The sequence below is a fragment of the Micromonospora sp. CPCC 206061 genome (genome assembly GCF_036906915.1).
In the GTDB taxonomy this organism is placed as follows: domain Bacteria; phylum Actinomycetota; class Actinomycetes; order Mycobacteriales; family Micromonosporaceae; genus Phytohabitans.
The window spans coordinates 103,300-123,182 of sequence record NZ_JBAKHX010000008.1; the positions used below are offsets into that span (position 1 = coordinate 103,300).

The 19,883-nt window shown below is 68.9% G+C and carries 19 protein-coding genes and 3 tRNA genes; 12 read left to right on the forward strand and 10 right to left on the reverse strand.

Going from position 1 to position 19,883, the window contains the following annotated elements; genetic code table 11:
• Window positions 1–79: 79 nt before the first annotated feature.
• Window positions 80–168, forward strand: a tRNA-Ser gene (locus V6V89_RS09325).
• 230 nt (window positions 169–398) lie between these two features.
• Here V6V89_RS09325 and V6V89_RS09330 read toward each other — a convergent pair.
• Window positions 399–1,871 (reverse strand): FG-GAP and VCBS repeat-containing protein, encoded by a 1,473-nt coding sequence (locus V6V89_RS09330; protein WP_334618601.1) that lies wholly within the window; start codon window positions 1,869–1,871, stop codon window positions 399–401.
• 63 nt (window positions 1,872–1,934) lie between these two features.
• Here V6V89_RS09330 and V6V89_RS09335 point away from each other — a divergent pair, with 63 nt between their 5' ends.
• Window positions 1,935–2,462 carry a YbhB/YbcL family Raf kinase inhibitor-like protein gene (locus V6V89_RS09335; RefSeq protein ID WP_334618602.1) on the forward strand — a complete coding sequence of 176 codons (528 nt, stop codon included), beginning with the start codon at window positions 1,935–1,937 and terminating at the stop codon, window positions 2,460–2,462.
• Window positions 2,463–2,629: 167 nt separating this feature from the next.
• Here V6V89_RS09335 and V6V89_RS09340 read toward each other — a convergent pair whose 3' ends face one another.
• Window positions 2,630–3,376 carry an IucA/IucC family C-terminal-domain containing protein gene (locus V6V89_RS09340; protein ID WP_334618656.1) on the reverse strand — a complete coding sequence of 249 codons (747 nt, stop codon included), beginning with the start codon at window positions 3,374–3,376 and terminating at the stop codon, window positions 2,630–2,632.
• A 414-nt stretch (window positions 3,377–3,790) separates the two neighbouring features.
• Between V6V89_RS09340 and V6V89_RS09345 the strand changes: the two genes are divergently transcribed.
• Window positions 3,791–5,314, forward strand: coding sequence for a peptide deformylase (locus V6V89_RS09345; RefSeq protein WP_334618603.1), 1,524 nt, complete (start codon window positions 3,791–3,793; stop codon window positions 5,312–5,314).
• Window position 5,315: 1 nt separating this feature from the next.
• On the opposite strand, the gene V6V89_RS09350 is transcribed toward V6V89_RS09345, so the two are convergent.
• On the reverse strand, window positions 5,316–6,431 hold the full coding sequence (locus V6V89_RS09350) for a globin domain-containing protein (RefSeq protein WP_334618604.1): 1,116 nt from the start codon (window positions 6,429–6,431) through the stop codon (window positions 5,316–5,318).
• Window positions 6,432–6,665: 234 nt separating this feature from the next.
• On the opposite strand from V6V89_RS09350, the gene V6V89_RS09355 reads away from it, so the two are divergent.
• Both V6V89_RS09355 and V6V89_RS09360 read left to right on the forward strand, forming a co-directional pair.
• Window positions 6,666–7,178 (forward strand): pyridoxamine 5'-phosphate oxidase family protein, encoded by a 513-nt coding sequence (locus V6V89_RS09355; RefSeq protein ID WP_334618605.1) that lies wholly within the window; start codon window positions 6,666–6,668, stop codon window positions 7,176–7,178.
• Window positions 7,175–7,954 (forward strand): CPBP family intramembrane glutamic endopeptidase, encoded by a 780-nt coding sequence (locus tag V6V89_RS09360; RefSeq protein WP_442935105.1) that lies wholly within the window; start codon window positions 7,175–7,177, stop codon window positions 7,952–7,954. The genes V6V89_RS09355 and V6V89_RS09360 overlap by 4 nt, the downstream gene beginning before the upstream one ends.
• A 35-nt stretch (window positions 7,955–7,989) precedes the next feature.
• Here the strand turns inward: V6V89_RS09360 and V6V89_RS09365 are convergent, their stop codons facing one another.
• Window positions 7,990–9,579 carry a hypothetical protein gene (locus tag V6V89_RS09365; protein ID WP_334618606.1) on the reverse strand — a complete coding sequence of 530 codons (1,590 nt, stop codon included), beginning with the start codon at window positions 9,577–9,579 and terminating at the stop codon, window positions 7,990–7,992.
• A 117-nt stretch (window positions 9,580–9,696) separates the two neighbouring features.
• Between V6V89_RS09365 and V6V89_RS09370 the strand changes: the two genes are divergently transcribed.
• A tRNA-Ser gene (locus V6V89_RS09370) sits at window positions 9,697–9,787 on the forward strand.
• Window positions 9,788–9,822: 35 nt separating this feature from the next.
• Window positions 9,823–9,895 (forward strand) — tRNA-Arg (locus V6V89_RS09375).
• Window positions 9,896–9,987: 92 nt separating this feature from the next.
• On the opposite strand, the gene V6V89_RS09380 is transcribed toward V6V89_RS09375, so the two are convergent.
• On the reverse strand, window positions 9,988–11,625 hold the full coding sequence (locus V6V89_RS09380) for a hypothetical protein (RefSeq protein ID WP_334618607.1): 1,638 nt from the start codon (window positions 11,623–11,625) through the stop codon (window positions 9,988–9,990).
• Window positions 11,626–11,680: 55 nt separating this feature from the next.
• The gene (locus tag V6V89_RS09385) at window positions 11,681–12,208 is read right to left on the reverse strand and encodes a hypothetical protein (RefSeq protein WP_334618608.1); all 528 of its coding nucleotides are present in this window, start codon (window positions 12,206–12,208) and stop codon (window positions 11,681–11,683) included.
• A 58-nt stretch (window positions 12,209–12,266) separates the two neighbouring features.
• Between V6V89_RS09385 and V6V89_RS09390 the strand changes: the two genes are divergently transcribed.
• The 5 genes from V6V89_RS09390 (at window position 12,267) to V6V89_RS09410 (ending at window position 18,133) form a co-directional block, all read left to right on the forward strand.
• Entirely contained in the window at window positions 12,267–13,901 is a 1,635-nt protein-coding gene (locus V6V89_RS09390) for an SLC13 family permease (protein WP_334618609.1), read from the forward strand.
• Between the two features lie 164 nt (window positions 13,902–14,065).
• The gene (locus V6V89_RS09395; RefSeq protein ID WP_334618610.1) at window positions 14,066–15,403 is read left to right on the forward strand and encodes an ABC transporter substrate-binding protein; all 1,338 of its coding nucleotides are present in this window, start codon (window positions 14,066–14,068) and stop codon (window positions 15,401–15,403) included.
• Window positions 15,403–16,254 carry a carbohydrate ABC transporter permease gene (locus tag V6V89_RS09400; RefSeq protein ID WP_334618611.1) on the forward strand — a complete coding sequence of 284 codons (852 nt, stop codon included), beginning with the start codon at window positions 15,403–15,405 and terminating at the stop codon, window positions 16,252–16,254. Before V6V89_RS09395 ends, V6V89_RS09400 begins: the two co-directional genes overlap by 1 nt.
• On the forward strand, window positions 16,251–17,051 hold the full coding sequence (locus tag V6V89_RS09405) for a carbohydrate ABC transporter permease (RefSeq protein ID WP_334618612.1): 801 nt from the start codon (window positions 16,251–16,253) through the stop codon (window positions 17,049–17,051). The genes V6V89_RS09400 and V6V89_RS09405 overlap by 4 nt, the downstream gene beginning before the upstream one ends.
• Window positions 17,048–18,133: an ABC transporter ATP-binding protein gene (locus tag V6V89_RS09410; protein ID WP_334618613.1), complete on the forward strand. Its 1,086-nt coding sequence runs from the start codon at window positions 17,048–17,050 to the stop codon at window positions 18,131–18,133. Before V6V89_RS09405 ends, V6V89_RS09410 begins: the two co-directional genes overlap by 4 nt.
• Here V6V89_RS09410 and V6V89_RS09415 read toward each other — a convergent pair.
• From V6V89_RS09415 to V6V89_RS09430, 4 genes are read right to left on the reverse strand one after another with little or no spacing between them, the layout of a single operon-like run.
• The gene (locus V6V89_RS09415; protein WP_334618614.1) at window positions 18,116–18,403 is read right to left on the reverse strand and encodes a hypothetical protein; all 288 of its coding nucleotides are present in this window, start codon (window positions 18,401–18,403) and stop codon (window positions 18,116–18,118) included. The two genes, V6V89_RS09410 and V6V89_RS09415, sit on opposite strands and share 18 nt — an antisense overlap.
• Complete coding sequence (locus tag V6V89_RS09420; protein ID WP_334618615.1) at window positions 18,376–18,594, reverse strand: hypothetical protein; 219 nt, start codon at window positions 18,592–18,594, stop codon at window positions 18,376–18,378. Before V6V89_RS09420 ends, V6V89_RS09415 begins: the two co-directional genes overlap by 28 nt.
• Window positions 18,594–19,160 carry a hypothetical protein gene (locus tag V6V89_RS09425; protein WP_334618616.1) on the reverse strand — a complete coding sequence of 189 codons (567 nt, stop codon included), beginning with the start codon at window positions 19,158–19,160 and terminating at the stop codon, window positions 18,594–18,596. The genes V6V89_RS09420 and V6V89_RS09425 overlap by 1 nt, the downstream gene beginning before the upstream one ends.
• Window positions 19,160–19,870, reverse strand: coding sequence for a hypothetical protein (locus V6V89_RS09430; RefSeq protein WP_334618617.1), 711 nt, complete (start codon window positions 19,868–19,870; stop codon window positions 19,160–19,162). The genes V6V89_RS09425 and V6V89_RS09430 overlap by 1 nt, the downstream gene beginning before the upstream one ends.
• Window positions 19,871–19,883: the final 13 nt, after the last annotated feature.

The following is a 19,883-nucleotide window of genomic DNA, read 5'->3' on the forward strand; positions in this document are numbered from 1 at the left end:
CGATGGATTAGTCCTCGATCGGCGGACCGGTGGCGGGCCATGGCACACTAGGCACGGCTGCCGCTTCGGCGGCGGCCACGGAGGGTTCGCCTAGTGGCCGATGGCGGCGGTCTTGAAAACCGCTAGGGCGTTTGCGCGTCCTCGTGGGTTCGAATCCCACACCCTCCGCCCTCAAAAGCAGAAAATCCCCTCTGACCTGCGGATACGCGGACGAGTGGGGCAGAGCGCGGTGAGCCGTTCGCTGCCGACAACTGTGGGCCGAGCCGATGAGTCAGGGTCGTGCTGGATAGGGCGCTATCCGTCCGCGCCGGACGAACCACGTGACGCCCACGACGACGGTGCCGACCGCCGCTGCCATGCCATGGACGGTAAGACACTCCACTCACCCCGCTCCATTTCTAGAAGTGGAGCAGGGTGCGACCAAGGTGGTAGACGGAGAAGCGGTGCCTGGGGACCGCCGAGCCCGCCATTATCGGCCCGGTCGTCAGAGCGCCCTGCCATGCCACCTTCGTTCCGCGCGGGGCCGGCTTGTTGGTGGCGGGGACGAGCCAGGTGAGGGTTCCGGGCTCCAGCCCGGGGCCGTCCGTCGGCGACCCGATCACGACGTCGAGTGCGCCGACCCCGTCCAGGTTGAGAACGGTGATCGCCTGGCCGAACTGGTCGAAGGGCTGCGGCTTGCGTGAATCGGGCGTGTATGGACGGCGTCGCGTCGGATAGTCGATGCCGGTTGCCTGGGTGAACATTTGCGAGCCCGCGCCGGTTGGGCCGGACCGCGTGCCAGGCAGGAGGAAAACGGCGCCGGCGAGTTCAGCGTTTCCGATCGTCTTGCCCGCGTCGCCGACCAGCAGGTCGGCCAGCCCGTCACCGGTCACGTCGCCGGTCGCGATGGCGTTGCCGAAGCTGGATATGCGCCAATCGTCTGGGTGGCCGACCGTGGAGGCGGAGATGACGCGGTGCCCGGTCGTGGTCAGGCCGCTGGCGGTGCCGGGCAGGTAGACGACCAGGCCGCTGTGGCTGCGCGGGGTGGGCACCAGGACGTCGCCGCGACGGTCACCGTTGAGGTCGGAGATCAGCAGTTGCTCACCGAGTACGCCCGCGGCGACGTCACGCGCTCCGCCGATGAAGGTGGCGTTGCTGGTTGAGAGGCCGTTGGCGGACCCGACGAGGAGGGTCACGCTGCCGTCTTCCTGATGGGGCCAGAGGACGCCTTCGCCGGGGGCGCCGACGGCCAGGTCGGCGTAGCCGTCGCCGGTGACGTCGCCGATCGCCACCGACTCGCCGAACCGGTCGTCCTCCTCGCTGGTCTCCGGTACACCTGGGGTGTCCTGTGTGATCACGACGGCGGTGGACGTGACGATGCCGTTCGCACCGCCGTAGAGGACGGTGACCGCGCCGGCGCCGACCGATGCGGCATTGTCGCCGACCGCGAGGTCGTCGTACCCGTCCTTGTTGATGTCGCCGGCGGCGATGGCGTTGCCGTCCACCGCGAATTGCTGCGCGCTGGCAGCGAGCAGGCCGTTAGGGCTGCCGAAGAGCACACGGACACCGTTGTAGACGACGGCCAGGTCGGCGTATCCGTCGCCGTTGAAATTGCCAGCCGTCGGCCTGCCCAGATACGGAAGGCCGGTGTTGCCTGGCGTCAGAACGTCCAGAGTGGACCGGCTGGAGTAGTCGATGATGTAACCGCCGCCGCTGGGCGTTCCAGCGGGCGCGTCCTGGTCCGCGAACGTCTGGGCGCCCGCCACGAGGTCGTCGAGGCCGTCGCCGTCGAAGTCGAACCGGGACACGGGCTGGACGGCTGCGGACGATGCGGATGCCGGATACAGCACGGCAACCAAAGCCACGACGCCAGCGACGACAACGCGAAGCATTTTCGGAAGGATACGGCAGAACGTCCCGCCGCGAAGTCCGGGACCAGGTGCAAGGATGGCGGAATGAGTCTCGATCGTCCTATTGCGCCGGATCCGTACGACCTGCTGCCGCCCGTGCCGTCGTTCACCCTCACGAGCGACGATGTTCAAGACGGCAAGCCGCTCGACTCCGCGTTCGCGCACGACAGCGTCGGTGGCCAGAATCTCTCACCGCACCTGGCCTGGTCGGGCTTCCCGGCGCAGACCCGCGGTTTCGTGGTGACCTGCTACGACCCCGACGCGCCGACGGGCAGCGGGTTCTGGCACTGGACCCTGGTCAACCTGCCCGCCTCGGTTACCGAGCTGGAGCGCGGTGCGGGCGCGAGCGATGTGCACGGCGGGTTCCACGTCCGCAACGACTACGGCACGCGAGCCTACGGCGGAAGCGCGCCGCCCTCCGGCGACCGGCCGCACCGGTACGTCTTCGCGGTGCACGCCATCGACGTCGACCAGCTGGATGTCAACCCGGACGTCTCGCCCGCGGTGGTCGGCTTCCACCTGGCCTTCCACACCCTGGCCCGGGCAACCCTGCGGGCTACCTACCAAACCTGAGCGACGTCGATCAAGGGCAGTCGCATCGATCAAGGGCAAACGCACGCGGAAAGGAGATCAAAGCACGTGCATTTGCCCTTGATCGACGAAAGGGAGCGCGCCCGGCGGAGGCGGAGGGGCGCGGCCGGAGGGGGCCGGAGGGGGCCGGAGGGGGCGCGGCCGGCGGGCTAGCGCGGGGAGATGCAGCAGCCGGCGCAGATCTTGGGGTTTGGCAATGTGAAGGCTAGGCAGCAGGTCTTGCGCTGCACTGTCGGCTCGCCGGTCGGCCCTGGCACCAGCTCGATCAAGTCGTCGATGCCCAGTGCGGTCAGCAGGGTGCCGGTGTGTTCGACGGTGGAACCGGGGAGCACATCCGCCGCCCGCAGGATCGCGTGCGCGATCCCCGAGCTCACCGAGCCGAGCAGCGTGCGGTGCCCCAGGCGGACGTGGGCGTGGATGGCGTCGAGCATGGGCGTGAGGTGCGCGTCGAGCAGCGACTCGCGCAGCGACGCGAGCAGGGCGGCCTCGTCGGTGACCACCCGCACCTCCGGCAGGCCGGCGAGGGCGAGCGGGTCGGACGGCAGCACCGCCACCGGGATCGATCGGCGCAGGCCCACCGTCAACAACGGCCCCCGATCGAGTCTGACCTGCACGTTGGCCGGGTCGAGCAGGGGGACGCGCCGCGCCGAGGCCCAGCCGAGCACGGCTGGCAGGGCCAGCCAGTAAGTGTAGGACTTCCAGGCCAGCGCGGCGGCCGCGTGTGGCGATGCTTGCCAGCGCCGCTTGGCGGCTTCGAGTAGGTCGCCGAGCCGGGCGCCGCTGGTCAGTTCCGTGGCCGGCATCCAGCCGGCGTGGCCCGGAATGGGGTAAGGCACGACCAGGCCGGGCGCGAGCCCTGGCAGGTCGTCGGTGCCGAACATGGATCGCAGCGTCATGGTGATCGGCGCCAGCGGGTCGATGGCATGGATGCGGTGGGGGACGGCGGTGGTCACTCTGCGTCGTCTCCGGTGTGAAGATCGGTGCGCGCGTGACCGCTGGCGGTGCACCAGGTCTGTCGCCGTATCACCGATGCCACCCGACAATTCCCTCCGATCCAGGACTGACGGCCAACCTTAGCTTACTAAGGCAAGGCTAACCAAGGAATGGAGCAATCCTGTCTCATGTGTCACTCACGGTATCTGTGGTTACTGAGCGTGTTACCCGGATCCGCCAAGTCGAATCACTACATAGAGTGATGTCCGAGTAACGCCCGGTCGAGTTTGTCAAGGCTTTTGTCGGGAACGCGGCACTCCTCGTGAGCATGGCGAGTCGGAAAGGAGACTGAAAATCCCGGCCCTCAGGGACCCAGCATGACGACATCGCCCATCGAGCGGGCGGCCGATACGTTCGCGGCCGAACTCGCCAGGTGGCGCACTGAGCGCAACCTGAGCAAGAAGCAGCTCGCGGCCCGGATGGGCTTCGACCCCTCCTACGTCAGCCATGTCGAAGGACGCCGCCACCGTCCCACAGAGGATTTCGCGCGGCGCGCGGAGGCGGTGCTCGGCGCCGGCGGCGCGATCTGGCAGCGGTACCAGGAGTACGACGAACTGCGTCACACGCGTTCCGCGTCGGCCAGCCACCGCGATCCCCCGGTACCGGAGCAGTGGCTCCCGCCCGGCACCGGCCTGATCGTCGAACAGGAGGTCGCCAACCTCTCCTATCGGGAGGGCTCCTATCGATGCGTGATCCGGCGGTCGCTCTACAACGCGGGCACCGAGCCGGTCACGCGCTACCTCGTGCGGGTGGCCGTTGACCGGTACCCGAACGATCCCGAGCGCTCCAACCGGCACCACCGCGAGCACCCCCTCAGCTTCGCCGAGCTGGACCTCCAGGCGTGGTGCGGCGACGAGCCGGCGCGCGAGGCGATGGAGTTTCGCAAGAAGCACGACCGGGACGCCTTCAAAGAGGTGTGGCTGCTCTTCGAAAACGCGGACGGACGGTTCCCTCTCTATCCCGGGCAGCGGACCACGATCGAGTACGCGTACACGGTCAGCCATGAGAAGTGGGGACAGTGGTTCCAGCGCGCGGTGCGGCTGCCCACCCGGCGGCTCGCGGTGCGCCTGGACTTTCCGCAAGGGCTCGACCCGCAGGTGTGGGGCGTCGAGACATCGCTGTCGTCCGAGGAGGCGCCGCTGCGTACTCCTCTGGTGCAGCGCTCGGACAATGACCGGCTGGTCTTCGAGTGGGCCACCGAGTCGCCGCCGCTCAACGCCCGGTACCGATTGGAATGGCGTTTCCGCGCGAACGGCCCGCCGCCGAGGAGCGGGCGCGGCAGCGGTCCGCGCGCGAGCGAGCGGATGCGGTCTGTTGGCATCGTGCAGCGGGGGGCCGACAGCCTGCGCCAGCCGGCGCGGCAGTTCGTGCTGCCGATCGACGAGGAGGCCGCGCGCGGCATCGTCGAACGCCTGATGGCGACGCTTGACCGGGTCGAGGAGCTGCACTCCTTCGCAAAGGGTGTGGGCCTCGCGGCGCCGCAGATCGGGATCCCATGGGCCGCCGCCGTCGTGCGGCCCGTCGACCGGGGCGCCGAGGCGGTGGTGCTGCTCAATCCGAGGGTCGTCGACGCGTCGCCCGAGGTCGACGAGCAGTACGAGGGTTGCCTCTCCTTCTTCGACGTGCGCGGCCTCGTGTCGCGCCCGCTCCGGCTGCACGTCGAGCACGCGCACTGGGACGGCAGCCGGGTGATCACCGCGTTCGAGCACGGCATGGCCCGGTTGGTCGCGCACGAGATCGACCACCTGGAGGGCCGGCTCTACGCCGACCGCATGACACCCGGAGTGCCGCTGGTGCCCATCGAGGAGTACCGCGAGGCTGGCACGCCCTGGCGGTACTGAATCAGATGTCGCCGAACGCGTCGTACTTGATGCGGACCGCCGGCACCTGCATCTCCGCCAGCGTGCGCAGGGTGTGCTTCACCATGACCGCGGAGCCGGAGACGAAGAAGTCGTGGTTTTCCCACGGCCCGAAGCGCGCCACCACGTCGTTGATGTTGCCGTGCTCGCCGGTGAAGCTCTTGTCGTCGCTGCACGCCGGCACCACCGACAGCCACGGGTGGCGTGCCGCCAGGCGGTTGAGCTCGTCGAGGTCGTAGAGGTCCTCCCTGTCCTTGGCGCCGAAGAACACGTGCACCCACCGGGTGCGGTTGTAGCGGGTCAGCTCCTCGATGAGGGCCCGGATCGGCGCCAGTCCGGTGCCGCCGGCCACGCAGACGATGTCGCGGGTCGACTTACGGTCCAGCGTCATCGAGCCCATCGGCGCCGCGATCCGCAGCAGGTCGCCGGGTTTCACCCGGCGGACCAGCACGCTGGAAACCCACCCCGCGCCGAGCGCCCGGACGTGGAAATCGAGGGTGCCATCCGGTCGCGGGGCATTGGCCATCGAGTACGTCCGCCAGAGTCGCGGCTGATAGCGAGGCGCCTCGACGCTGACGTACTGGCCGGCACGGTACTCCAGCGGGTGCTGGAGGGGGCGGAGCGTGAACACCGCGATGTCGCGGCTGCGGCGCTCGTGCGAGAGCACCTCGGCGTGCCAGAACGGCGGGTTCGTGTCCGCGTCGGCGCCGGCCATCATCTTCTTCGCGATCACGTTGTACGCGTCGGACCACGCCTGCTCGTACTCGACGCCCCACTGCTCACCGGCGAACGTGCGGAGCGCCTCCAGCAGCGCGTCCCGCACCACGTCGTAGTGCTCTGGTTGCACGTGAAACTTGCGGTGGTCGCGTCCGAGGGCCCGCAGGTAGTCCTCGAAGCGTTCCGGGTCGTCCAGAGTCTGGATCGCCGTCACGATGGCGCCGAGCAGGCGGGCCCGCTGGACGTCCATGTGCACCGGAAAGAGTGCCCGCAGGTGCGGGTTGGACAGGAAGATCCGCGCATAGAAATAGCCGGCGACCTTGTCCTGCTGCTCCTCGACAAGGGTCCAGCTCTCCTTGAGCAACCGCGAGAGATTACCCATTGAAGCCCTTCTCTCGGAGAGCACGAGGGTTTCAGGGTGACGACTTAACGTGCCGGTAAGTCGCACAGAGTGTGCGACTTAACTGGAACACTCCCCGCTACCGTTTCGCCACACGCTGTGAGATTGGGAGGCACCGATATGAGCGGCGAGCATCTCTTGCAGCAAGAATGCGGCACTGCGGGGCGAGCCGAAAGGTTCTACACACAGCAGATGCTCGATCATCTGAATCCACGGATGATCGAGTTTCTTGCCCGACAGGAAATGATGTTCGTCGCGAGTTCCGACGCGACCGGCGAGTGCGACTGCACATTTCGCGCCGGGCCCGCGGGCTTCGTCCAGGTGCTCGACCAGCGCGTGCTGGCCTGGCCGGAGTACCGGGGCAACGGCGTGCTCGCCAGCCTCGGCAACATCGTGGAGAACGCCCACGTCGGGTTGCTCTTCGTCGACTTCGTACGGGACGTCATCGGGCTGCACGTCAACGGATCGGCCACGATCGTCCAGGACGACATCATGCGCGCCACCCATCCCGGCCTGCCCGTCGATCCGGTACCCGGCCGGCGCGCGGAGCGATGGGTGCGGGTCTTCGTAGAGGAGGCGTACATCCACTGCGCCAAGCACATCCCGCGGATGATCAAGGTGCCACGGGACCGGGCGTGGGGCACCGACGACGTACGCCGGAAGGGCGGAGACTTCTTCGCCGTCCGGGCGGGCCAGACGGTCGATCCGTCGGGCACAGTGGTCGGGTGACGGTTGACCTAGCCGAATCCAGTACGGCCACATCGGCCGCCCGCACGACGCGGCGCAACGAGGTACTCCTGGTACTCGGGGTGTCGCTCGGGCAGTCGGCGGTGTACGCGCTGGTCTCGATAACCGCCCGGCTGACCGCCGAGCGTCCGCTCTCCCAGCAGAACGCGACGCTCAACGCCTCGCAGTCGCCGCGGCCCTGGCTGGACCTGACGTACCAACTGCTGGGCATCCTCTTCGCGCTGGTTCCGGTGCTGCTGGCAGTACACCTGCTCAATCGCGACGGCGATGGGCGACGTGCGCTCGGCCTGGACCAGCGGCGGCCCTGGCTCGACCTGGGGTCGGGCGCTGGCCTCGCGACCCTGATCGGCCTACCCGGCCTGCTCCTGTATCTCGGCGCCCGCGAGCTGGGCATCAACACCAACGTGGTGCCCGCCGCGTTGCCGGACGTGTGGTGGGCGGTGCCCGTGCTGATCCTGGCCGCCGCCCAGAACGCGATCCTCGAAGAGGTGGTCGTGGTCGGGTACCTGATGACCCGGCTACGGGAGATGGGCTGGCGGATTGGCGCCGTCATCGCGACCAGCGCGCTGCTCCGCGGTTCGTACCACCTCTACCAGGGGTTCGGCGGGTTCATCGGCAACGCCGTGATGGGCGTGATCTTCGCCCTGTTCTACCTGCGCTTCAAGCGTGTGGTGCCGCTGGTGATCGCGCACACGCTGCTGGATGTGGTGGCATTCGTCGGATACACCCTGCTGAAAGACCACGTGACCTGGCTCTAGCCGCGTGCCCCGCACTCGCTCGCCTGCTCCGCCGATCAGGCGCGGTAATGCGCGCGGGCGCGGCTGGCGAGCCGCGCCACAACGGCCGCGTCGCCGGCGCCCGCGGTGACCACGGCACCTCCGGGAATCAGCCGCGCCGCCAGCCGCATCGCCAGCCAACCGCCGGTCTGCCCGGCCAGCGGCGCCGCGACGCGCCACAGCGCCTCGGCAGCGCGCTGCACCGGCTGGTCTTCCGCCTCAGCGACCTCCGCCGCCGCGAGCGCGGCCCGCGCGGTCTCGACCGTCGGGTGCACGCGGGTCAGCACGAGCAGGTCGACGGCGCGCTCCGGGTCGGTCGGATCGTGGCCGTACGCCGCCGCGAGATGCAGCACCAGCCCGGCCTGCGCCCACCCGAGTGCGGCTAGTTCCGCGAACGGCCCGAAAAGGCCCGCAACGGCCGAAACCAGTCCACTAGCGCCGGCGATGCGGACATACCGCTGCGTCGCCAGTCGCGCCAGGCCGTCAGGCGTCGCGGCCGGATAGGTGGCTCGGGTCTGGGTGGCCCACGCGCGAGCGCGCGGGCCGAGGGTCCGCACCGCGGTCGCTGCGAGCAGTTCGGGCGCATAGCCGGGGCGGTCCAGCAGCCTGGGTACCGCTCGCGGTGCCACGATGATCGGTGGCTTCGCCTCATCCCGTACCGGCGCGGCGGCTCTCTTGGCGACCTTGACAGCTTTCTTGGCCGCCTTCTTCGCGGGCGCCGCACTCACCGCGGCCGCCTTGGCCGCCGAAATCGCCTCGTCCGTGCTCGGCGCGGCGGCGGTTGGCTCGGCTGGGGTTGGCTCAGCTGGGGCTGGCTCGGTCCCTGGGATCGGCTCGGCCCTAGCGGCCGTGGGCGCCTTGGTTCGCTCTTTCGAGGCGTCGCGCTCGGTTGCGGCTGGTCCGACGGTCTCGGCTGGTGTGGCCGCTTGGCTCTCTGCCGGCGCCGCGGCCCGGCGAGCCGGCGCTGCCTTCCTGGTCTTCTTCACGGGCTCGGTCGCCGCCGGCGCGGGCTCGTTCGGGGTGGCTGTGGCGGAGGTCTCACCGGAGACCCCTGCCCCGCGCGGTGCCCCCTTCGCTCGCGCCGCTTTCGCGGGAGCGTCCTTGGCCCGGACGCCCTTGGTGGGCGTGGCCTTGGTGGGCGTGGCCTTGGTGGGTGCGGCTTCTGGCGGCGCATCCTTGGCTGGTGTCGCCTTGGCCGACGTCGCCTTGGCTGGGGCTTTCTTGGCTCGCGCTGCCTTGGTCGGGCGTCCCGCCGGCTTGGTCGTCTCGCTCTCTTCCGGCGTGTTGCCCTGCGAGGCGGTGCCGGCCTTCGCGGGGGGCTCGCCGCGTGCGGGCGGCTCGCCGCGAGGGGCGTCGAAGGGCAGTTGGGAGGCGGGGGGCGGGGTGGCGGGTCGAGGGCTTGCGGGCGGCGGCGTCGGGGGCTGGAAGAGCACGGATGGTGCCGGTCGGGGCGCTTCCGCCCGCTTGGCCGGTGGCTTGCGAGGCTGCTCAGGCTCGGGCTCGGGTTCGGGCGGAGTGAACGCCGCCACCGGCTTACGGCCGCGCGGATCTCGCTGCTGGCCGGTTGCCCGGGGGCGCCGGCCGCTGGACCGCTGGTCCTCCTCCATGTCGAGGCAGCCTAGTCCCGATCTGCGCGCCGCACCTCTCGGAAATCCTGTACCTCTTTGCTGCCCGGCCGGCGGTCACGGTATCCTCGACCGGCGGTGGTCTGAGAGGGCCGCCTGGGAGACTTCGCCTAGTCTGGTCTATGGCGCCGCACTGCTAATGCGGTTGGGGTCTTAAAGCCCCTCCCGGGTTCGAATCCCGGAGTCTCCGCGCTGAGGCCTGGTATGTACACTGGTCGAGCACCTGCGCCCGTAGCTCAACGGATAGAGCATTTGACTACGGATCAAAAGGTTAGGGGTTCGAATCCCTTCGGGCGCGCAACATCTTGACCAGGGCGTTCCCCTCCTCGGAGGAGAACGCCCTTCGTCATCTTCGAGGCCTGCCTTCGCTGGGCACGGCCGTTGGCGGCCCTAGCGGTGCAGGAGCGTGTGGCCGGCCGTGTAGGCGCCCAGGTCGGCGCCGGTCTGGCAGCTGGCCGTGGTGAGACCCACCGGCACGCGGGTCGGGGCGGGTCGGCCCGCTGCGGGACGCTGCGAGGCGTACCGCATGCCGATCTTGACGATCAGGCCGCTCTCGTCTTCGCCGCTCGTTGCGGTCAGCATGTCGAGCGCGCCGATCCCGTCGAGGTTCAGGATCGCGTTGGCCTCGCCGAAGTACTCGCCTGGCTCCGGCCGCTGGCAACCGGGCCGCTCACGTCGCACGGGCGCGCTGGCGGCGCGTTGGGTCAGCATGAGCGTGCCGGCCCCGGTGAGACCGGCGGCCTGGCCCGGGATGAGGAAGACCGCACCCGAGTCGCGCACACCGTTGGCGTCGTACGTCATGGCACCGGTGAGCACGTCGGCGCGGCCGTCGCCGGTGACGTCGCCGGTCGACAGGCTCTGGCCGAAGTACGCGTGTGGTGTGTCGTCGGGCACGTGGACGTTCGGGTCACCGGGCACGCCGGGCGTCTCCATGCTGATCGCCCTGATCCGGGCGACGTCCAATCCGGCGGTCGCGCCCGGTACGTAGACGACGTACCCGACCCAGCTGCGCGGTGCGCCGGCCACGAGGTCGCCGTCGCCGTCCCCGTCGACGTCCGCGATCGACATGGTGTCGCCGATCGCGCTGAGACCCTGCGGTGCGCCGTAGAACGAGGTGACGCCGGTCGTGACGACGCCGGTGGCACTGCCGCGAAGCAGCATGATCAAGCCACCTTCGTACGGGCTGTTCGACTCTCCTTCGGATGGTGCGCTGATGGCCAGGTCGGCGTATCCGTCCCTGGTCATGTCTCCGATGGCGAGGCCGTAGCCGAAAGTGTCGTGCGGTTCGGCGGCGCTGGGAATGCCGGCGGTCTCCTGGGTGAACAGCTGGGTGCCCGTGGTGGTCAGCCCGCCGGCGGCGCCGTACAGGACCGTCACGGAGCCGGCGTTTTCCTGACCGTTGACCTTCTCGCCGTGCGCGCCGATCGCGAGGTCGTCGCGGCCGTCGCCGTTGAGGTCGCCGGCGGCTACGACATGCCCGAACATGTCGTAGCCCTCCATGTCGCCAGGCACGCCGGCCACGTTCTGGTTGAAGTGCTGGGGCTGGCTGATGTCGAGGCCGCTCGCGCCGCCGTAGAAGATCCACACCGCGCCGCCGAAGGCCCGGTCAGCGCCGGCGGGCGCGAACTCACCCGGATTCCCGACGGCCAGGTCGCCGTACCCGTCGCCGTTGAAGTCTCCCGAGGTCATCGCGTCGCCGAAGTTGGGCCGTGTCGGCGAGAAGATCGGCGACTCGATGCGGTCGCGTTGCGGCAGGCCGGAGTACGTGACGATCACACCGTATCCGGTGTCGATGAAGCCGCCGACGACGATCTCGTCCTTGCCGTCGCGGTCGAAGTCCATGGACGACGTGGTGGCGGCGGCCGCGAGCTTCGGTGCTGTCTGGCCAGCGGCGCTGGCGCGCTCCACGGTGAGCCGGGCACCGTCGCGCGTCACCGTGGTGTGGTGCGGCTTGGGCGCCGCCGCCGCACTCGCCGGCAGGCTTGCCACCGCTACGACCCCAGCCAAGACGGCATAACAGACCCGCATGATCGTCCTCCCCCGTGAATCCGCGCGCACATCCTGTCACGCTGGGACGGGCCAGCTATATAGGGCGCCGGCGTTGGGTGAGCCAGTGCGCCTGGGCGACCGCGCCGCCGACGGCGAGGCTTGCGCGTGCCGCGGCGTAGAAGCGGTCACGGCCCTCGTCGGTATCGCGTACCGCCGCCTCGCGGTCGAAGCGATCATCCGTGCGTCCGCGCGCCGCCGCGACGAGTTGATACGCCGCCTCGCGCCAGTTTCGGCCGGCGTCGACCGTGGCGGCGTCGCCGAGCAGGAGCACTCCTTCCCATGCCTTGGAGCACTCGTTGTCGGCCTCGTCCAGCACATGCAGGTCGGCCTCCCGCTCGGCCGTCTCGGTCGGCGATGACCGGGTGAGGCGCATCGCCACCAGGTGCATCTCCTTGACGGCTCGCGCGAACGTGGCGTACGCGTCGACGCGCCGCTCGTCCCAGCGCACCGCCTGTGCCCGTGTCCACTTCGCACGATCGCTGACGGAGGTGGCGAGGATCGTGCCCAGCGTGCCGATGGCCACGCCGATCAGGGTGGGCAACTGGTCCAGGAAGGCGTTCACCGCAGCAGTCTGCCAAACACGGCTTGTGTGTTCTACATCACAACATCATCATGGACCTATGGGCGATATCGATGCTGATGCACGCAGTGCGGCGCCCGCTCCTCGGGAGGCGCACGTCGACGTGGACAAGGCGCTGCTTGGTGGCGCCACCTACCGGGGCCTTGCGGAACAGCGGCTTTCCGAAGGCGAGGAGCGATTCGAGAAGCGACGGCGGACGATCGGGCTGTTTCTGGCTCCCGCACTGGCGGTGATCTTCCTGGCCCTGCCGCTGGACCTGCCGGCCAAGCAGCACACCCTCGCCGGCATCCTGATCGGCGTCATCGTGCTGTGGATCACGGAGGCGGTGCCGATTCCGGTCGGTGGGCTGCTCGGGGTCGGCGCGATCGTGCTGATGGGTGTGGCGAGCGCCGCCGACACGCTCGGTCCGTTCGGTTCGTCCACTGTGTTCACCTTCATCGGAGCGTTCATCCTGGCCCAGGCCATGCTCAAGCACGGCCTGGCGCAACGGTTCGCGTTTCGCATCCTGTCGCTGCCGGGCGTCGGCTCGACGGTCAGCCGGGTAGTGATCGCGTTCGGATTCATCACGTGTGTGCTGTCCGCGTTCGTCTCGAACACCGCCACGGTCGCGATGCTGCTGCCGACGGCGCTCGGCATCCTCGCGGTCATCGCGAAGCTCATCCAGGCGCGCGGCAACACCGGGCCGGGCTGGGATCCCACGCGCCTGCGGGTCGGGTTCGCGCTCATGCTGATGCTCGCGTACGGCGCCAGCGTCGGCGGACTCCTGACGCCAGTCGGCACACCGCCGAACCTCATCGGTAGGGGCCTGATCGAAGAGGCGACCGGCGTGCGCATCTCGTTCGCGCAGTGGGTGATGGCCGCCGTGCCGATCTGCGCGCTGATGTTCCTCGCGCTCGCCACGATCCTGTTGCTGCTCAACAAGCCGGAGATCCAGCGCATCGAAGGCGTGTCCGAGTACGTCGCCCGGGAGCGGGCGCGTCTTGGCCCGCTGTCGCGGGCCGAGAAGAACACGTTGATCGCCTTCGGCATCACCGTGGCGCTATGGATCTTCCCGGGCATCGTCGCTCTCGTCGCCGGCACCGAGTCCACTGTGTACGAAAACGTGAGCGGCCGCCTCAACGAGGGCATCGTGGCGGTGGTGGGCGCCTCGCTGCTGTTCATCCTGCCGACGAACTGGGAACGGCGCGAGGGCACCCTCAACTGGAGCGACGCCGCCCGGATCGACTGGGGCACGATCCTGCTCTTCGGCACCGGCATCATCTTCGGGTCGCTGCTGGACGACACGGGTCTCGCCAAGACCATCGGCACCGCGAGTTCGGACTGGCTGGGGCTGACCAGTTCAGTGGCCATCACGGCGTTCGCGGTGGTACTGGCCATCATCATCTCGGAAACCACCAGCAATACCGCATCGGCGGCGGTCGTCGTGCCGATCATCATCCCGATCGCCGTGGCGGCCAACGTCGACCCGCTCGTGCCGGCGCTGTCGGCGACGTTCGCGGCGTCGTTCGGCTTCATGCTGCCCGTCTCCACGCCACAGAACGCGGTGGTCTACGGATCGGGCGTCGTGCCCATCACGCGGATGATCCGGTCCGGGATCTCGTTCGACATCATCGGTGCCCTGCTCATCTTCATCGCGCTGCCGCTGATGGTCTCGCTCGTGGGTATCGGCGGATGACCGCCGTTGAGCAGAGCCTGCGCCACCCGACGACCCGCACGCGTGACCTTGGCGGTACCGCCACGACAGCCGAGGTTGCCCGAGCGTTGAGCGGAAGAGACTGAAATCACATAGATTCATTCGCAAGTACCGGCACGCTCAGCATCCGATCCCGGGGAGTGACGATGACGAAGCGAAACGCAGGACCGAGGCTCAGCCGCCGCACGCTGCTCGGTCTGGGCGTCGGAGTGGCGGCCGCACCGGCGCTCTCCGCCTGTGGCGGCGTATCGACCAGCGGCGCAGACGGCGGCAGCGGCACGGTCAACTTCATGTCGACGCAGTTCACTCCGGTCGAGGAGCGGCAGCGGTTCGAAAAGATCCTGGCCGACAAGGTGACGGCCGCGAAGGTGGCATACAACCCGGTGGAGCCGAGCATCTTCTCCTCCACGATCCAATCGCAGGTCGACGCCAAGAAGGTGCAGGTCAGCATCGCCGGCGGCCTGCACGGTGACCTCGCGCCGCACGGCAGCCGGCTGACCGACCTCGACGACCTGATCGGTTCGCTCGGCGACCGCGGGTTCGCGTCCGACCTCACCGAGCTGGCGAAGCTGGGCGGGAGCACCACCAAGTACATCCCGTGGATGCAGGCCACCTATGTGGTCGCAGTGAACAAGAAGGCGTTGCAGTGGCTGCCGAGCGGCGCCGACGTGCAGAAGCTGACGTACGAGGCGTTCCTGTCCTGGATGGCCGCCGGACGGCGGGGCAACGGCAACAAGCCGATCTTCGGGTTCCCGGCCGGGCCGAAGGGTCTCTACCACCGCTTCTTCCAGGGGTTCCTGCTGCCGAGCTTCACCGGCGGCCAGATCACCACGTTCCGCGGCGCGGACGCGGTCACCGGCTGGCAGTACATGAAGGAGCTGTGGGCGCAGGCGGCGCCGGCGTCCACCAACTACGACAACATGCAGGAGCCGCTTCAGCGCGGTGAGGTGCTGGTCGCGTGGGACCACGTCGCGCGCCTGGTCGACGCTCCGGGTGACAAGCCCGACGACTGGGTGATGGTGCCGGCGCCGTCCGGGCCGAAGGGGCTCGGATACATGCTCGTGGTCGCCGGCCTCGGCATCCCGCAGGGCGCACCCGAGGCCGACAAGGCCAAGGAGGTCATCAAGTCGCTCACCGGCGCGGACGTGCAGGCCGAGGTGCTGAAGCAGAACGCGTTCTTCCCGGTGACGAGCGCTGACCTGCCGTCCGATCTGCCGCCCACCATCGGGTTGGAGGCGACGGCGGTACGCGGGCAGCAGGGCGCCCAGAACGCGATCGCCTCGCTGCCGCCCGTTGGTCTCGGCGCCAAGGAGGGTGAGGTCACGCAGATCTTCAAGAACTGCTTCAAGGAGATCTGCCTCGACGGCAAGCCGATCCAACAGGTGCTCGACCGGCAGGCGAGGCAGCTCAACACGATCCTCGACGAGCTGAAGGTGGCGTGCTGGCGGCCGGACCCGACCGGTACCCCTTGCCGGGTGGCCTGATGGCCCGGACAGGCCGGTGGACGCCGTCCGCCGCGGTCCTGCTGATCGTGCCGTCGCTGGTGTTCATGACGGCGCTGTTCATGTGGCCGCTGGTGGTCGGCATCGGGCAGGCGCTGGTCGGCCCGGACGGGCCGACGACGGCGTACGTGCGCCGGATGCTCGACGACCCGTACTTCTGGACCGCCGCCCGCAACACAATGCTGCTCATCGTGGTGCTGATCCCGCTGCAGTTCGCGTTCGCCATCGCGATGGCGCTGCTGCTGCGGGAACGGCCCCGCTTCTCCGGGTTCCACTTCTACATCTGGGTGATCCCGCTGGCGATCAGCGATCTCGCCGCCGGGCTGGTCTGGCTGTCGGTCTTCACCGACCGTGGATACCTCAACTCGGTGCTCGACCTGATCGGCGTCGACGGGTACGCGTGGCTGTCGTACCAGAACCCCGTCACGATGTTCATCGCGGTCGTGCTCGCCGAGCTGTGGCGGGCCACCTCGCTGGTCTTCGTGATCGTGGTCGCCGGCATGCAGGGCATCCCGAAGGACTACGACGAGGCGGCCGAGGTGTTCGGCGCGACCTATTGGCAGCGGGTGCGGCACGTGATCCTGCCGCAGCTGCGGCCCAGCCTCCAGGTGGCGCTGATCCTGCGTACGATCCTGGCGCTGGAGACGTTCGCGGTCGCGCAGGCACTGACCGGTCGCAACCTGCCGCTACTCGTCGGCGAGACCTACCAGTGGTACTCGGTGCAGCTCAACCCGAACGTCTCCGCCGCCATCGCGCTGGTCATCCTCGCGGTGTCGATGCTGGCGGCGGCCGGGTACCTGCGGCTGATGCGCGATCAGACGGAGACGCGATGAGCCGCCGGGCCTGGGTGCAGGCCGCCTGCGTGGCTATCACCCTCTTCATGGGCGTGCCGCTGTATCTCATCGCGCTGGCGGCGCTGTCGAGCCGCGAGTCGCTGAACCAGTTTCCGCTGCCGCTGCTGCCCACCGACCCGTCGGTCGAGACGCTGTCGACGTTCCTGGATACCACCGGCATCGTGCCCGGCTTCGTCAACTCGCTCACCGTGGGCATCGGCACCGTCCTGCTGTCGCTGCTGATCGGGGTGCCGGGCGGGTACGCGGTGGCCCGGTACGCGTTTCGCGGGCGCGGCCCGTACCAGATGTTCCTGCTGCTGACCCGGGCGTTGCCGATCGTGGTGCTGTCGGTGCCGCTCGCCCGGATCTTCCTGAACGCGGGCCTCTACGACACCACGTACGCGGTGACCCTGCTGCACACCGCGCTGGCCCTGCCGACCACCGTGCTGATCACCGCCGCGATCTTCGTTGGGGTGTCACGCGAGCAGGAGGAGGCGGCGATGGTGTTCGGCGCGTCGCCACTGAAGGCGTTTCTGCGTGTGGTGGTGCCGCAGGCCCTGCCGGGCATCGCTGCGGCGGCGATGTTCACGTTCGTGCTGTCGTGGAACGAGGTGCTCGGTGCCACGATCCTCACGCTCAACCAGCGCACACTGCCCGCGCAGGTGCTCACCACGCTGTCCGACTCGCCGCTGGCGTACCGGTTCGCGGGCGGCTTCGCGCTGGTGCTGCCCGCCGTGGTCTTCATCGCGATCATGCGACGGTATCTGCTCAACATGTGGGGGACGACGTTGAGATGAGCGACATCGTGGTGCGCAACCTTGTCAAGGCGTACACCCCTGGCGGCCCTCGGGCGACCGATGACGTGTCGCTGGAGGTGGCCGACGGCGAGTTCCTGGTACTGGTCGGTCCGAGCGGCTGCGGAAAGACCACGCTGCTGCGCATGGTGGCCGGGCTGGAGCGGCCCGACAGCGGCACGGTCAGCATCGGCGGCCGCGACGTCACGCGCCTGCCTGCCCGCGAGCGTGGCCTGTCGATGGTGTTCCAGTCGTACGCGATCTTCCCGCACATGAAGGTGCGCCAAAACATCGGCTTCGGCCTCGCGATGCGCAAGGTGCCCGGTGGCGAGATCGACCGCCGCGTACGCCGCGCGGCAGAGCTGCTGCACCTTGAGGACTACCTCGACCGGTACCCGGCGCAGTTGTCCGGGGGGCAGCGGCAGCGGGTCGCGGTGGCCCGCGCGATCGTGGTCGACGCCGGCGTGCTGCTGATGGACGAGCCGCTGTCCAATCTGGACGCCCTACTGCGACTGGAGTTCCGGGCCGAGCTGAAGAAGATCGTCCGGCAGATCGGCACCACGACGCTGTACGTGACGCACGACCAAGCTGAGGCAATGTCGCTCGGCGACCGGGTCGCGGTGATGCGCGGAGGCCGGATCGTGCAACTCGGTGCGCCACTCGACGTGTACGACCGGCCGAGCGAGCGGTTCGTGGGCGGGTTCCTCGGCGCGCCACCGATGAACTTCTTCCCCGCCACCGTCGAGCGCAACGGCGGCGGGCCGGTATTGGCGCTCGGTGACCAGCACCTGGCCGCACCCTCCACACTGGATGGATGGGTGGGGCGGCCGGTGCTGGTCGGCGTGCGAGCGGAGAACATCCAGGTCGCCACCGAGGCGGCGCCTGGCTGGGTCACCGCCACGGTGGAGGTGGTCGAGCCCACCGGCGCGGCGGTGCTGCTGACCGTGCGGCTCGGCGAGCACCAGATCAAGGTGCAGACCGCGCCGGGTTTCCGGGTCGCGCCCGACGACACTGTCTGGCTGCGCAGCACCCCGGAGGCGCTGCGCCTCTACGACCCGGAAACCTCACTAGCCCTGCACATTTGAGGCTATCCGGGGTGCGGGCCGGTTCACCGCGAGCTTCGGTGGCTCTGCAGGCTCGGCAACGCCCCACGGGATATCGAACGTGCCAGCTACGTCGACAAGGATGTGGGTCGTACCCATGTTGTTGTAGACGTTGAAGGCGTCGCCCGGGTCGATGCCTGTGATCGTGGCGTTTGGCACCGTCTGGCCCGCGCTCGGGTTGAGGTTGCTGACCGCCGGACGAGAAATACCGGCCGGCCAGAGCGTCACATAGGTGCTGGCCGTCGGCGCCACGGCGGTCGCGTGAGGGCGAGCGCGGCGGTGTCGGGTCGGATCACAGTGGTCGGCAGGGTGACGGTGGAGGTGACTTGCGCACCGAGAGCGCCCGGGAGGCCGAGCCCGATGCGCGAGTCCGTGATGCGGGTCGGCTTGAGCGGCTTGAAGACCAGACCGCGATCGACCGCTGTGGACACGAAGAAACCCATTACATCCACAAGAACGTGATGTTCGAGTCGCTGGGAACCGCGCCGATGCCGTCGCGGCGTGTGTCGACGAGGCGTTCAGGCGTGGTGCGGACCAGCTCGTTACCGGGGCCCACGATGGACAGGACTGAGTTGTCACCGGCGTAGTAGCCCACCAGGTCGGCGATCACGTGCACCGAGCCACTGTGGTTGTAGAAGGTCACCACGCCGTCGGCGCTAATTGGCACCGTGACAAGATTCGCGCCGGTCCAGCCTTTGGCGTAGTTGAGACTTGACGCGGTGGGCCGCTGCCCACCGGCTGGGTAGACCGTCAGGTAACTGTCGTTTGTAGCACCGGTCACGGTCACATTCAGTACCACCGCGGCGACTCCTTCGCGCAGCAGCGCGTCGGGCCCGGCCAGCCGAAGCGAAACGGTTCCTTGCCGCCCGAGAACTCCCTTGCGGACGCCCCTACCCTCGCGCGTGTCCATCACCCGGAGAGGGCCAAACCGGTAGTACGTGCCAGCGGCACCGACGAAGCCGTCGACGGCGAGTCGAGTCGTGGGACCGCCGCCGTCACTGGTCGGCATCAGAAGGTATGCGCTTTCTGGGTTTTCATGGTGGGGTTCGTTTGAACCGTGACCGAGCACGCCTGGCCTGGGCTGAGCGTCTTGCCCACACACCGGTCGTCGACCACCGCGTGCTGGTTCGCGGATGTGCCGAGAAGCCGTGCCTGCGCGAACGTCACCGGCTCCGAGCCGGTCGCTGTCACGGTGACCGACTTCTGAGCACCGTCGGGGCCAATCTCCACGGCGCCGAAGTCAAGGAGCGTGGTGTTCACCGCTGCGGCGGCGTACCCGACGCTGGAGTTGTAGCGCAGCCCTCCGGTGTTCGGTGCCAGGGCGTTGCCGCAGGTGAGACCGTACGAGGCGGCGAAGGATGTGACAGCGCCGGTGGCGGAGTCGCGGACGAGATCCTTGATGACCACCCAGCCGGGAGTTGGGCTGCAACCACGTTTGCTGCTGGCGACGTAGAGCCCCGCGCGGTTGGCGTCGGCTTGCCACGCCGTTTCGTAGCGGCTGCCGATGGAGAACTCGGTGCCGGTTGGGGGCGTGACACGCGCGAGCCACTTGACATCCGCCGCCGAGCCTTGGATGGACACGCCATCGAGGTAGTTCGAGACCGTCATCGTGGCCGGGTCCAGCATGAAGCTGCCGGAGTCCAGTACCGACGAGTTCGGAGCGCCGTTCATGGTGAACGCGGTGCTGCAAAGAGCGGGGACGGCGTGGCGACGTGTCACCACGCCGTCCCCG